This is a genomic window from Daejeonella sp. AP26, from assembly GCF_056680515.1.
Map to the genome: position 1 here is coordinate 596,127 of NZ_CM155286.1, position 13,822 is coordinate 609,948.

14 protein-coding genes and 1 pseudogene are annotated in these 13,822 nt (G+C 40.3%); 8 read left to right on the top strand and 7 right to left on the bottom strand.

What is annotated here, in order from left to right; genetic code table 11:
- Window positions 1–245 precede the first annotated feature (245 nt).
- Both AC1MCB_RS02565 and AC1MCB_RS02570 read left to right on the top strand, forming a co-directional pair.
- Window positions 246–452, top strand: coding sequence for a hypothetical protein (locus tag AC1MCB_RS02565; RefSeq protein WP_479967184.1), 207 nt, complete (start codon window positions 246–248; stop codon window positions 450–452).
- Window positions 439–749: pseudogene (locus AC1MCB_RS02570) on the top strand (transposase); the annotation flags it as partial. The gene AC1MCB_RS02565 and the pseudogene AC1MCB_RS02570, both read left to right, overlap by 14 nt.
- Window positions 750–942: 193 nt before the next feature.
- On the opposite strand, the gene AC1MCB_RS02575 reads toward AC1MCB_RS02570, so the two are convergent.
- From AC1MCB_RS02575 to tgt, 3 genes are read right to left on the bottom strand one after another with little or no spacing between them, the layout of a single operon-like run.
- Entirely contained in the window at window positions 943–1,866 is a 924-nt protein-coding gene (locus tag AC1MCB_RS02575) for a DMT family transporter (protein ID WP_479967185.1), read from the bottom strand.
- A 6-nt stretch (window positions 1,867–1,872) separates the two neighbouring features.
- Window positions 1,873–2,952, bottom strand: coding sequence for an LptF/LptG family permease (locus AC1MCB_RS02580; protein ID WP_479967186.1), 1,080 nt, complete (start codon window positions 2,950–2,952; stop codon window positions 1,873–1,875).
- Window positions 2,952–4,082, bottom strand: coding sequence for a tRNA guanosine(34) transglycosylase Tgt (tgt, locus tag AC1MCB_RS02585; protein WP_479967187.1), 1,131 nt, complete (start codon window positions 4,080–4,082; stop codon window positions 2,952–2,954). The genes AC1MCB_RS02580 and tgt overlap by 1 nt, the downstream gene beginning before the upstream one ends.
- 172 nt (window positions 4,083–4,254) lie before the next feature.
- On the opposite strand from tgt, the gene AC1MCB_RS02590 reads away from it, so the two are divergent.
- Genes AC1MCB_RS02590 through dprA form a run of 4 tightly spaced genes read left to right on the top strand, consistent with a single transcriptional unit; the run spans window position 4,255 to window position 7,697 of the window.
- Window positions 4,255–5,373: a glycosyltransferase gene (locus tag AC1MCB_RS02590; RefSeq protein WP_479967188.1), complete on the top strand. Its 1,119-nt coding sequence runs from the start codon at window positions 4,255–4,257 to the stop codon at window positions 5,371–5,373.
- Window positions 5,364–5,978 carry an RNA polymerase sigma factor gene (locus tag AC1MCB_RS02595; RefSeq protein ID WP_479967189.1) on the top strand — a complete coding sequence of 205 codons (615 nt, stop codon included), beginning with the start codon at window positions 5,364–5,366 and terminating at the stop codon, window positions 5,976–5,978. Before AC1MCB_RS02590 ends, AC1MCB_RS02595 begins: the two co-directional genes overlap by 10 nt.
- Window positions 5,968–6,600, top strand: coding sequence for a 16S rRNA (guanine(527)-N(7))-methyltransferase RsmG (rsmG, locus tag AC1MCB_RS02600; protein WP_479967190.1), 633 nt, complete (start codon window positions 5,968–5,970; stop codon window positions 6,598–6,600). Before AC1MCB_RS02595 ends, rsmG begins: the two co-directional genes overlap by 11 nt.
- Before the next feature lie 2 nt (window positions 6,601–6,602).
- Window positions 6,603–7,697, top strand: a complete 1,095-nt coding sequence (dprA, locus tag AC1MCB_RS02605) for a DNA-processing protein DprA (protein ID WP_479967191.1) — start codon at window positions 6,603–6,605, stop codon at window positions 7,695–7,697.
- Between the two features lie 8 nt (window positions 7,698–7,705).
- Here the strand turns inward: dprA and AC1MCB_RS02610 are convergent, their stop codons facing one another.
- From AC1MCB_RS02610 to sppA, 4 genes are all read right to left on the bottom strand, one after another.
- Window positions 7,706–8,209, bottom strand: coding sequence for a SixA phosphatase family protein (locus tag AC1MCB_RS02610; protein WP_479967192.1), 504 nt, complete (start codon window positions 8,207–8,209; stop codon window positions 7,706–7,708).
- A gap of 111 nt (window positions 8,210–8,320) precedes the next feature.
- Window positions 8,321–9,325, bottom strand: a complete 1,005-nt coding sequence (locus AC1MCB_RS02615) for a glycosyltransferase family 9 protein (RefSeq protein WP_479967193.1) — start codon at window positions 9,323–9,325, stop codon at window positions 8,321–8,323.
- The gene (locus AC1MCB_RS02620) at window positions 9,322–11,004 is read right to left on the bottom strand and encodes a helix-hairpin-helix domain-containing protein (RefSeq protein ID WP_479967194.1); all 1,683 of its coding nucleotides are present in this window, start codon (window positions 11,002–11,004) and stop codon (window positions 9,322–9,324) included. Before AC1MCB_RS02620 ends, AC1MCB_RS02615 begins: the two co-directional genes overlap by 4 nt.
- 79 nt (window positions 11,005–11,083) lie before the next feature.
- On the bottom strand, window positions 11,084–12,856 hold the full coding sequence (gene sppA / locus AC1MCB_RS02625; protein ID WP_479967195.1) for a signal peptide peptidase SppA: 1,773 nt from the start codon (window positions 12,854–12,856) through the stop codon (window positions 11,084–11,086).
- An 89-nt stretch (window positions 12,857–12,945) separates the two neighbouring features.
- On the opposite strand from sppA, the gene folK reads away from it, so the two are divergent.
- Window positions 12,946–13,434 (top strand): 2-amino-4-hydroxy-6-hydroxymethyldihydropteridine diphosphokinase, encoded by a 489-nt coding sequence (gene folK / locus AC1MCB_RS02630; RefSeq protein WP_479967196.1) that lies wholly within the window; start codon window positions 12,946–12,948, stop codon window positions 13,432–13,434.
- Window positions 13,435–13,441: 7 nt separating this feature from the next.
- Complete coding sequence (locus AC1MCB_RS02635) at window positions 13,442–13,819, top strand: Hpt domain-containing protein (protein ID WP_479967197.1); 378 nt, start codon at window positions 13,442–13,444, stop codon at window positions 13,817–13,819.
- Window positions 13,820–13,822: the final 3 nt, after the last annotated feature.

Below are 13,822 nucleotides of genomic sequence, written 5' to 3' on the forward strand. Positions count from 1 at the left end.
CTAAGAGGCTCCAATCCTTGACCAACATTTCAAAGATCCTCACTAAATATTCGTAGTAGTTTCCTAGTAGTTTTCGAGTGGCAGACTACTAGCAAACTACTAGCAAACTACTACGAAACTACTAGGAAACCCCTAGGAAACTAGATTGATTTTCGACCCGGTTTGGACGTAGTTTCGAGAGTGTAAAGAGAGTGGAAAATGAACTGTGTCAAAAAGTAAAAAACATACTTTAGCCGCAGTTTATTATGAATAAGAAAGAGGAACTCGATTACGAGTTAATGAAAAAGAAAGCCCTTGGGCAATTTCGTTCGGGCCAGTCCATCTATGGAAGCGATCGTGCCTTTGCACCCTTAATAAAAAGTTTTTTGGAAGCAACTTTGGAGGCTGAGATGGAAAGTCATCTGGATGAGGGTGAACGCCAGTCCCGTAAGCACAATGGGCAAGAAATATGAGAAAGTGATCGACTCGTGGCATCGAAACCTGCCCAAGCTATCACCTACTTCCGGTATGACAAAACGATTCGTAAGATGATCTGCACCACCAATGCGATAGAGGGTTTTTACCGGCAACTTCGTAAAGTGACCAAGACCAAAGGGACATTTACATCCTCCATCGCTTTGTTGAAGCTAATCTACCGCGCTCAAAATAGAATCAGTGAACGATGGACCTTAGCACTTCCCAACTGGGCGCAGACCGCTCAGAAGTTGGCGATTTGGTTTCCCGAGAGAAGGAAATTAGATTTGAGTTAATTGATAACCGCCCCTTTGGCCCCTTGGAGGGGCCAAGGGCTCACAACAAATGACACAGTTCATTTTACAGAGCATGATAGCGTTCGGAATTATTTTGCTACTGATTGGTCTAGCAACAGGGGCTGTATGAATAATCTTACGGAAGTTTCGATTGTTTAATGTCGGCTAATGCCTAAACAAAAAGGTGATTGCTTTATCCCAACGGAATTTGCTTCACCAGTTTTCTTTTCTGGATTTGGTTTTTAATAAACGGATACAGGAAGATTGCGGTAAGAACTATAATTGCCCCGGCATAGAAACCAACAGTCATTTGTTCTCGTTTTCCGAAAAATAAATAAGCTAAAATAATCCCATATACAGGTTCAAGATTAGTAATGAGAGCAACACGGAATGCCGTTAGTTCTTTCATTACGGCAACACCCGCAACGTAGGCAACCGAGGTACAGATTGTCCCTAAGATTAAAAGGTAGATAAGGTCAGAGGTGTTTAAGCTCATTTCAGACGTAAACTCACCTCTGACAAGCATGAATATAGAAATCCATACCCATGCACCTATTAGCTCATAAAAGCTGATTAGTGGAGCTGGACGATTTTTGATCTGCTTAGAGTTAATGATAGAGAATAAGCTGGCACATAAGGCGCTTAACAAGCCGCAAATGATTCCAAAGGTATACTGTGATTCGAATTTGAAGATTAAATAGATACCGGTTATGATGAGCAGACCCGTAAAGATCTCCAATTTTGATATCTTCTGGTTTTTTAAAAGTGGCTCTAATATGGCGGTAAACAGGGTCAAGGCTGACAAGCAAACCAGTGCAACCGATACCGTGGAAGACTTAATAGACTGAAAGAATAAGATCCAGTGAGCGCCTACAATAGCGCCAGTGAAAAATAATTTGATGAATGTTTCCCGGCTTACTTTAATACTTGTTTTAGTGACCCGGAAATAAATAAATAGGGTTATAAAGGCGATTAATACGCGGTACCAAACCAAATGAGTCGCTGAAATTGAAATTAGAGCGCCAAGAATTCCTGTAAATCCCCATACTAAAACCGTTAAATGTAAAATAGCCAGGTTGCGGTTTTCGGCCGTTTTTTTTAAGTAAGACTGAAGCATGAGTTTTTATTTTGGAGCCTTGATCAGGAGGTAAATACCAAGGATTCCGAAGATTATATTAGGTATTAAAACGGCTATAAAAGGAGGCAGGCCGCCCTTCAAAGCAAACATAGTAGAGAACTGAACTGAGAGAATGTAAGCGAAACTAAGAAAAATACCTATTCCCAGTGGTAGCCCGATGCCGCCTCTAACCTTGCGGGATGATAGCGAAACGCCCATCAGTGTTAGTACGAATGCTGACAGGGGATAAACGAATCGTTTATATTTTTCGAGTAAAAGATTCACCATTACACCTGTTCCACGAATCTGTTCTTTTTCAATCCTTTCATTTAACTCTTGCATATTCATGGCAGAATAAAGATTGTCGTAGATTTCGAAGTCTTTAGGCCTGATATCAAGCGTAGTATCCTTGGTGACTCCATGTGTCATGGTTTCCTTAAGACTGTCGATCGTACGGATGGAATAGTTTTGAATTCTCCATTTCATCTTCACAGAATCCCATTCTATACGGTCTGCAATTAGCTTTTCCTTTAGCTCGTCACCACTGAATTTATCAAGAGAGAATTTATAACCAATACGGTTAGTATTATCAAAATTTTCAATGTACACATAGGTGTTTTTGTCAATCTGCATATGTGTGTACATTTTCGAATTATCTTTTTTTGGATTAATGTAGATATTTTCGAAGTTTACCATTAACCGGTTGGTTTCAGGGATAACAAACAGATTAAAGATCAGTGTGATAAGGAAAACAACTGACGAGGCAATCAAATAAGGCAGTAAAAATCTTTTAAAACTAACGCCACTGCTCAAGATAGGCACTATTTCAGTTTGATCCGCCATCTTCGCCGTAAAGAGAATTACTGCTATAAAATTGATCAGCGGAGAAAGAAAATTTAGATAATAAGGGATAAAACCTGCGTAATATTCAAAGATAATCTTGCTTACAGGAGCCTGATGTTTCAGAAAGTCATCAAGTTTCTCCGATACATCGAACACCACGATAATCACCGTAAAAATACCGAGCGTGAAAATAAATGTGCCCAGGTACTTCTTTATGATATACCAGTCGATGATCTTAATCATTACAGACGTTGTGCTAGTTGTTGTACCATTTTGTTTTTCCAGTGGTAGAACTCTCCGGAAATAATCTTTTTCCTCGCTTCACTAACCAGCCAGATATAAAAATGGAGATTGTGTAATGTGGCTATTTGTGCTCCCAATATTTCATTCGAATGAACCAGGTGCCTAAGATACGCTTTGGAATAATTTAAGTCAGAGAAAAGGTCAGTATCCTCTTCTATTGGCGAAAAATCGTTCTTCCATTTTTCATTTCGAATATTAATAATGCCATTCTTGGTAAATAACATCCCGTTTCTGGCATTTCGTGTGGGCATTACACAATCAAACATATCAATACCTAAAGCAATGTTCTCCAGAATATTAACCGGAGTACCTACTCCCATAAGGTAGCGTGGTTTTTCAACCGGGAGGATCTCGCATACAACCTCGGTCATGGCATACATTTCCTCTGCGGGTTCTCCAACTGACAGGCCACCAATCGCATTTCCATCGCGCTCAAATGATGCTATTACTTCGGCAGATTGTTTGCGAAGGTCCTTGTACACGGAACCCTGAACAATAGGGAAGAGGGACTGAGAATAACCATATTTTGATTCTGTACTATCGAAGCGATCACAGCAGCGCTTGAGCCAGCGATGCGTCATGTCTATGGATCTTCGCGCGTAACCGTATTCACAGGGGTAAGGTGTACACTCATCAAAGGCCATGATAATATCTGCTCCGATGATACGCTGCGTGTCCATCACATTCTCAGGAGTAAATAGATGTTTTGATCCGTCAATATGTGAGCGAAATGTTACGCCTTCCTCTTTAATTTTTCGCACTTCCGATAGAGAATAGACCTGGTAACCACCGCTATCGGTCAGGATAGGTTTGTTCCATCCGTTAAACCTATGTAGGCCGCCGGCTCTCTCGATAGTGTCAAGTCCGGGCCGCATGAACAGATGATAGGTATTTCCGAGTATGATCTGGGCTTTTATATCGTCAGCCAATTCGCGCTGGTGGACTGCCTTCACTGAACCCGCAGTTCCTACAGGCATAAAGATGGGTGTTTGGACAGTTCCGTGATCAGTTGTAATTTCTCCGGCCCGCGCCTTTGAAAGCGGATCGTTGGCTGTTAATTTAAAATTCATTCAATATTTATAGGGGCAAAACGCCGCAAAAATAGAAAAAATTATCGCGGCTTACCGATAAGTAGTTTCAGAGCATCCACTACTATAGAAATCGAGGAATTAATTTACCAACAATGACCGGTTTTTGTTTTAAAATGAGAAATTTGCACCTGATTTTATACGAAGCACACGGGTGAATTACTCCTTCCTTATCACATTTTTTATCTTCCAGATCTGTTTTATTATCCAGCTTTATTATACACTGGTAATCCATCAACGGCTAGCTTCATTTAGAATCAATGAGAACATTAAACCCGTAGTTCAGCTACCGGTATCCGTAATTATTTGTGCCCGTAATGAATATGCTAACCTGAAAAAGAATCTGATCCATTTCTTAGAGCAGGACTATCCCGATTTTGAAGTAGTGGTTGTTAATGATTGCTCCAATGATGAATCTGACTTGTTGTTAAGAGAATTGTCCGGGCAGTACTCTCATTTAAATGTTGTCACTATCGCTGAACATGAAAGGTTTAAACATGGTAAAAAGTTCGCGGTTACGTTAGGGATTAAGGCATCCAAAAATGAATATTTGTTGTTTACTGATGCCGACTGCCGCCCGGTGGCTAATACATGGATCACCCGGATGCAGGCTAACTTTCAAAACAACAAAGAAATTGTGCTGGGTTATTCTCCGTATGAGCGCTTCGCCGGTTTTGTCAATAAAATGATCCGGTTTGAAACCTTTTTTACAGCCTTAAATTACCTCTCATTTGCTCTGGATGGCCGGCCTTACATGGGCGTAGGACGTAACCTGGCTTATACAAAATCTCTGTTTTTCAAAGGGAAAGGGTTTGCCTCACATATGCATGTACTTTCGGGAGACGATGATCTGTTCGTAAATCAGAATGCAACTAAAAGCAATACCGTTATCGAAATACATCCCGACGCCCAGATTTACAGTGAGCCTAAGAAGAGTTTTTCGGCCTACTTCAGACAAAAGCTTCGTCACCAGGGAGCGGGTAAAATTTACCGAAAACAACATAAAAGAATGTTAAGCATGCAGGCAGGATCCGCTATCTTGTTCTATATCACGCTTTTCGCATTAATTATCATGCAGGCTGAATGGTGGTTTCTTCTAAGCCTGTATCTCGTCAGACTAATTTCTCAGATATTAATTTACTTTCCCATATTTAAAAAGCTAAATTACACCGACATGATTTGGTGGCTTCCCGCTTTCGATTTCATTTATTACTTTTATACGCTTGCTCTCAGCGTGGTTACACTGTTTAAGAAGAATATAGAATGGAAGTAAATCCGAATTTTTCGGCAAATGCAAAAAACGATTTTCACCTGGTAGAGAAAGCAAAGGAAGGCAGTCAAAAGGCATATGCAGATTTAATGCAGCGATACAAAGATTCCATCCATTTTATGGCCTTAAAAATGGTCAACAATAAGGATGATGCGATGGACCTGACTGTAGAAACGTTCGCCAAAGCATTTGAAAATCTTGAAAAATATAAGCCAGATTTCGCTTTCAGTACGTGGTTGTTTAGAATTGCAACCAATAACTGCATCGACTTTATCCGCAAGAAAAAGATAAGCACCATGTCTATTGACAGTATGGTGGATGATGACGGAGATGACAGGCCTCTTCAGATCCGTTCTGATACGCTGAATCCGGAAGAAACCTCAATAAAGAAACAGCAAAACGAACAGCTTAAAGAAATAGTTGAGAAGTTACCATCTCGCTACCGTACACTGATTATGCTACGATATTTTGAAGAACTGTCATACGAAGAGATAGCCCAGCAATTAGACCTTCCTTTGGGCACAGTTAAGGCCCAACTTTTTAGAGCGAGGGATCTATTATCTAACGTCATGAATAAAAATAAGAAGAGTTTACGAAGTGACTTCTGATATCATTACCCACTATTTTTCTGAATTAAGTGATCTGCAAAAAGAGCAATTCAGTAAACTAGACGAACTTTATAGATTTTGGAATGCTCAGATCAATGTGATCTCCCGCAAGGATATTGACAAACTTTATCTTCATCACATTCTGCACTCGCTGGCTATTGCAAAAGTTGTATCATTCCTTCCCGGAGAAAAGATCTTAGACGTAGGAACAGGCGGCGGATTTCCCGGCATCCCATTAGCAATCCTTTTTCCGGAAACTCAATTTCATCTTGTTGATTCAATCGGCAAAAAAATTAAAGTGGTCAATGAGGTTGCTAAAGGTATCGGTCTGAAAAACCTTGTGGCGACCCATGCAAGAGCTGAACAGATCAACGATCGATTTGACTTTATTATCTCCAGAGCGGTAACTCAGTTGAAAGATTTTTACCCCTGGATTAGAGGTAAATTCAATAAAGATTCGAAAAACGAACTTAAAAATGGGGTGCTCTATTTAAAAGGCGGTGACCTAAATGACGAGATATTACAATCTGGTTTAAAAAATGTTATCCGTTACCCTATAAATGATTATTTTACTGAAGAATTCTTTGACACCAAGTTCGTCATTTACTTTTCAGCTCAATAATCTTGTCGTTACTGCACCAGATAGCACTTACTCTTATACCCGGCGTAGGAGATTTAACTGCCCGTAACTTACTTAGTTACTGCGGTTCGCCCGAAGAAGTTTTTAAAGCAAAAGTTTCGTCCTTAATTACAATACCCGGAATTGGTCCCTTAACTGCTAAAGCCATACGGCACCACTCAGAGTTTGAAAGAGCCGAAAGGGAGATTCAGTTTATTGAGAGATATAAAATAAAAACCTTCTTTATTACCGATAAATCATACCCGACTCGATTAAAGAACTGCGTTGATGCTCCATTGCTACTATACTTTAAAGGCGAAGCAGATCTAAACACGACGAAAGTAATCAGCGTTGTGGGTACTCGCAAGGCAACCGAATACGGAAAGGAACTCTGCCGACAACTCATTGATGACCTTCAAATTCACAATCCTTTAATTGTAAGTGGCCTGGCTTATGGTATCGATAGTATGGTTCACAAGGAATGCATAAAGCATTCAGTGAAAACAATTGGGGTGCTAGGCCACGGTCTGGACCGCATTTATCCCGCAGTACATCGTTCGATAGCCGAAAAGATGCTTACATGTGGCGGATTACTTACAGAATTTCCTTCGACCACTATACCCGATCGGGAGAACTTCCCTAAACGTAATCGCATTATTGCGGGAATGGCAGATGCAACTATAGTTGTTGAAGCAAGCATTAAAGGCGGCGCGCTTATAACAGCAGAGCTGGCTAATTCTTACAATCGCGATGTATTCGCTTACCCCGGCCGCATAAATGACGAATATAGTACGGGGTGCAATTTCCTGATCAAAACAAACCGGGCCAGCTTGATCACCAAGGTAGCAGATTTGGAATACCTGCTTGGTTGGAGCGAGATTAAAGGAAAGCAAGAACTACCCCAGTTAAGCTTGATGTTGGATCTGACTGAGGATGAAAAGAAGGTAGCCACCATCTTAAATAACAGTGGAAGCCTGGCCGTGGATGAATTAGCGATTCAAAGTCAAATGGCTCAAAGTAAACTTGCAGTAACCATACTTGGAATGGAAATGCAGGGCCTTATTATCTCTCTTCCGGGAAAAGTATATAAAATGGCTTAACCGAAAATCTAATATTCTAAAGTGTTTTTGGGGAAATCGTAAAGCAACAACTTTCCCGTTCCCCGGCTCACCATACTCCACTTTTCGAAGGGAAATTCAATTAATGCCATGCCGCAGGTTGGCAGATTATCAAGGCCCGCATTGTCACTTAGCTGGTAGGCAATCTCAGACAAACCGGGGTTGTGACCAAAGAGTGCAGTGATGTCTGAACTATCGTCAAAGCCGTTAATTACTTTAAGCAGGGTGGTTGCAGAGGCTTCATAAATATCTTTATTCTTTATAATCTCCGAACGATCAATACTCAACTTATCCGCAAAATAATTAGCAGTGGAAATTGCCCTTAAGGCCGGACTACTAACTAATTGGTTTGGAATTATATCTTGTTTGACCAGACGCTTCGCCATTTCTACAGCATTTTTATGACCCCGCTCATTCAGAGGTCGATCGAAATCGTCTAGCGTGGGATCGTTTCTGTCAGACTTTGCGTGGCGAACGATTAGTATTTGTTTCATTAGGCTGGTGATTAATAATAGAAGGTAGAATAAATTAAATCCATAACCTACTTGAAAATTATCGCTGTTCTTGTAAGTACTTTAATAACATTTTCGCTAATTTGTTTGATGTCAAATTGCTGAAATTGAACTGTGATCATTGCCATCTAAACTGTTAATAATAAAGGAAACCGGGATTTCATTCATACATTTAAAATGGCCGAGAGGACATTTTTGGTATCCAATTTTTGAGCAGGGACGACAGGGTAGATGACTTACTTCCGTTATCACAGATCGGGATGTTTTATAAGGATACATACCAAATTCAGGAATAGTATTACCCCAAACTGATATAATTGGTTTGTCAAATGCGGCGGCGATATGCATCAAGCCGGTATCATGTGTGATGATCTGCATTGCCATTTTTACAAGATAAGCCGACTGATCTAAAGTAAATTTTCCGCAGCCGTTAAATACATGCGCTCCAGATTCCGTACATATCTCTTCAGCTCTCAAATGATCCTCGGGGCCGCCTAATAAAACCAAAGGATGGTTCAGGCTTTTACAGAGTTCAATTAACTTACCTTGGGGTAGCCGTTTAGTTGCGTGTTGTGCTCCAATAGCAATTGCGATGAATACCTGATGGGATAACGGAAGTAAAGTTGAAATATCATGCTCAGAGTTCAAGAAATAGTCAAGCCCTTTGTCGTCGTTTTTTACGTTAAGAAACTTCACCGTATCCAAATAGCGGTCAACGATATGAACTGCAGGAAGACGATTGATTTTTAAATTAACAAGTAACCACTTTTGCCAGTTCAGCTTATCAAAAGAGGATGATTTTATTCCTAATCTGCTTTTGATAATAAGTGTCCGCAGGTTGTGGTGCAGGTCGATCAGCACGTCAAAGTGCTCTTTCTTTAAATCTGAAATGGTTGTAGAGAGCTTTTCGCCTAGAAAGTGAAGCTTATCAATGTAGGGATTTGAAGAAAGAACTGTCTCGAATTTCTTTTTGGTAAGGTAATGAATCTCAGCTCCTTTAAGTTGTTGTTTCAAGCACCTGACAATGGGGGTGGTCAAAACGATATCACCGATTGAACTGAACCGAATAATAAGAATCTTCAGGTTTTCTGTTTTCAAGATATGTTAAGTGGTTTCTTATTTAAAAAGTAGCGGGTGAGTTCTTGTAAATCTAACGCATTTAAACAATTAGCGGCCGAAACTCCGCCCTTTCTGGCGACTAAAATACCATAATGCATATCCATTAAGCCGGTGATACGGTGCGCATCGGGGTTTACTGAAAGCATCACCCCCTTTTCAATCGCGTACTGGTGCCAGCGCCAGTCCAGATCCAGGCGCAGTGGGTTTGAATTAATTTCAATAACTACCTGGTTTGCTGCACAGGCATCAATTATCTTTTTATGGTCAATGGAATAACCGCTTCGGGTTAAAAGCATCCGACCCGTTGGATGGCCCAGAATGGTCGTGTAAGGGTTTTCGATAGCGGTAATAAGACGTTGAGTCGCTTTCTCCTCAGTCATTTTTATGTTAGAGTGTACGGATGCTACCACAAAGTCAAAGGTTTTCAGAACACTCTCATCATAATCCAATGATCCGTTATTTAAGATGTCTGATTCAATACCTTTAAAAATATGGAAAGGTGCAAGGGCCTTATTCAGTTGATCAATTTCCCAGTGTTGCGCTGCTACACGACTTTCGTTTAGTCCCCTGGCGTAAAGGGCCGATTTGGAATGATCGCAAATGCCAAGATATTGCATCTTTAAATTATTGCGACAGAAGAGAGCCATCTCTTCCAAAGTATTTACCCCATCACTCCAGTTACTATGATTATGTAAACTGCCTTTGAGGTCTGAAAAGGTGATCAGGGTTGGTAAGGAATTCGTTTTAGCCTTTTCAAACTCGTTACTATTCTCCCGAAGCTCCGGTTCGATAAACGAAAGTCCTGCTAATGCATATATTTCTGATTCAGTCTTAGAAGTCAGACAAGCATCGCCTAACCGATCCCTAAGATTATTAACATGCTCCGGACTACCCGTTTTTTCAATTAACTGCCAACCAAATTCCTCCTGATCACAAAAATAAAAGTAAACGTTAATTCCTTCCGAGTTTGTTGTTTCAAGCCTGTCATCGGTATTTTTAGTGACTGTTAGTCCTGCTAACTCTATTCGACTGATTACTTCGGCATTGTTTGGTATGCCGCAAAGAACATCAAGGCCATCAATTATCTCACACTTGCGCCGATAGTCGCCTGCATAACTTAGTACCCCAGTTTTAATGTTGGCTCTTAGAAATTCTAATAAATTGTCAGCGAACTGCTCGACCCGCGCATATAAATAACGGCCACTGCTAGCCATTTTAAACTCAAGGATTTTTATTATTTCATCCTGCGACTTTACGCCGAAGCCTTTTGCTTCAATCAGCCGGTTTTCGTTGCAGGCATAATAAAGCTCGCCTGAATTTTCAATGCCCAGATCTTTCCAAATCACTCCAATCTTTTTCGGGCCTATACCCTTGATCTGCAGCATCTCAACAATACCTTCAGGTGTTTCACCAAGTAACTTATTAAGTTCTGTTATCGAATTTTGATGAATGAATTCCCAAACTTTTGCAGCCGTGCTTTTCCCAAGTCCTTCAATTTGTTCAATTTCCGAAAGCGATTTATTAGCAATAGGGAAGGGAAGCTTATCCACTTTAAAAGCAGCGTTTGCCATTGATTTTACCTTAAACGGATTTTCACTATGCAATTCCATTAGTTGGCTTAGAAATCGTAATGTGCGGGCAATGGTTTTGTTCTCCATGTATGATCTCTCAAAAATAAAAAACCCTTCCGTATTCCCGGAAGGGTTTTGAATGTTTAGCTCGTGTCTGCCGGATTTATTACTTAATCGAGATATTATATGGCATCCGGGCCTGTATACCGGTGAGGTTTAATACAGATTTTACTTGCTGGTAATAAGTGTAATTCTCACCCAGTTCCCGCTTAGTGAAATAAGTGCGAACTTTATCACCAGTATCATTGAATAATGACTGCAAAGGATCTATCTGAGATGGGTACTCAACAATTTTATAATCCTTAAGCTTTGCTTTTTTAGCTGCTGATGAGATCGCATCATTAATGTTACCGAGCTTATCAACGAGTCCGTTATTTAGAGCTTCTGTGCCGCTCCATACCCGGCCCTGGCCGATGCTATCTATATAGCTTTGGGATTTTTTACGTCCTTTAGCGACCTTCTGGGTAAATCCTGAATAAATTTTATTGACTTCATTCTGGATAATTTGTCGCTCCGATTCTGTTAAAGGTCTGCTAACAGTACCCAGATCAGCATATTGCCCGGTTTTAACACCGTCGAAAGTGATACCTAATTTGTTGTTAAAAAAGTTTTTCATATTCGGAATGATACCAAATACACCTATCGAACCGGTAATGGTATTAGGCTGTGCATAGATGGAGTCCGCTGCGCAGGCAATATAATAGCCTCCGGAGGCTGCCACATCACCCATTGAAACTATAATGGGTTTTACTTTTTTAGTTAAAACTACCTCCCGCCAGATAACATCTGAAGCCAGAGCACTGCCTCCCGGGGAATTAATCCTCAATACTACTGCTTTTACTTTATCATCAGTACGGGCTTTACGAATTGCTCTTGAAATTCTATCCGATCCAATAACTTCATCACTTCCTTCACCGCCGGTTATTTCGCCATTTGCATAAACCAGTGCTATTCGGTTCGACGATGATCCGCTGCTTCCTTCTTTTTCTTTTAAAGGATAATCAGCAATACTAACGGATTTAATATCCTTCTCAGGTTTCACATCTGTTAACGACTTAAGTTCATCCAGTACCTGATCTTTATATTTTAATCCGTCAACCATTTTAAGGTTTAAAGCATCTCCGGCGTTACGAACACGAGCATTATTAGCGATTGAAAAGAGTGAATCCTTGGGAATCTTTCTGCTTTTTGAAACCTGTGTTAACATATGGTCATACAATGATCCCAAAAACGAAGTTACCTGTCTACGGTTTGCATCGCTCATCTTATCAAGTATGAAAGGCTCTACCGCACTTTTATAAGTTCCAACCTTAATCACCTGCGCTTCAATATCTAACTTTTCAAGCGCACCTTTAAGAAAGGTGATTTCAGAGCTTAGTCCGCGAAAATCGACAATGCCCTCAGGATTTAAATAGATCTTGTCAGCTACTGAAGCCAGATAATATGCATTTTGCGAATAAACCTCACTGTATGCTATCAGGAATTTTTTACTTTGCTTGAAGTCAATAAGCGCATTTCGTATCTCTTCAGTACTTGCAAATCCGGCGGGTATTGAAGTCAGATCCAAATAAATTCCTTTTATGTTGTCATTTGCTTTGGAGTCACGAATATTGGCGAGGATGTCATTAAGGCCGATTGACTTTTCACTGGAAAAGCCCATAAAGTCAAGATTCCCTAATGGGTTTTTATCACTCCGTTCGTTAATTGGCGTGTTAAGACTTATGTGTAAGACGGTATTTGCTGTCAGGTCAGCCTTTTTATCGCTCCCGGCTGACGAAACAATAGCCGTCACCATGATGACGAGTAATAAAAAGATCACAAAAAACGATAGGATAACTCCTACCATAGATGCGAAAACAAATTTGAAGAATTCTTTCATTATATAAGCAATTGTTTTATCTATGCAAGTATACTAATTAACAGATGTAGAAAACTGTAATATGTTACAAAAAGAGCTGTAATTAACTGATGGAAGAAGCTTATTTATTGCTGGGGAGTAATTTGGGAGATAGTAAGAAATATATCCATGATGCCCTTGATTTCATCAATGCGGGGGTGGGAAAGCTTACCGGATTATCATCGTTGTATCAGACGGCCTCGTGGGGAAACGAAGATCAACCTGATTTTATTAATCAGGTGGTGAGTGTAAAAACAAAATTAAATCCACAGCAACTTTTAGAGAACATTCTCGTAATAGAAACGAAATTAGGCAGAGAGCGACGGGATAAGTGGGGGTCCAGAACGATTGATATCGATCTGTTATTTTATGGCAGTGAGGTTATTCAGGAAGATAACCTGGTAGTTCCACACCCGTTCTTACATCAGCGACGGTTCACATTAATGCCTCTGGTCGAATTGAATCCGCGACTCGTTCATCCAGTTTTTAATCAAACTATTGAACAACTATATGAAGATCTGGAAGATGATCTTTCAGTGATAAAATTAGAAAACCAATAAATAGTATATGGCAGAATATTTACAAACTAATCCTTCTCCTGCAAAAGTTGATCTGTCATATCTTGAAGATATCGCGGGCGGAAGCAAGGAATTTATTATTGAAATGATCGATATGTTCCTTGAGCAAACCCCTGGCTACTGTCTGGAAATTAAGCAGGGTATCATCGATAAGGATTGGAAGAAAGTTTCTGACCTGGCCCATAAGATTAAACCGACATTGGCATTTATGGGGTCCCATGCAGCAAAAGATGTCATTTCAAACGTTGAAACCGACTCAAGAAATATGATTAATCTGGACACTCTTGGATCCCGGTTCGACGATCTTCATATAGTATGCACGCAACTGTTTGCAGACTTAAAAGTTGCCCGCGAAGGTCTACTCTAATAT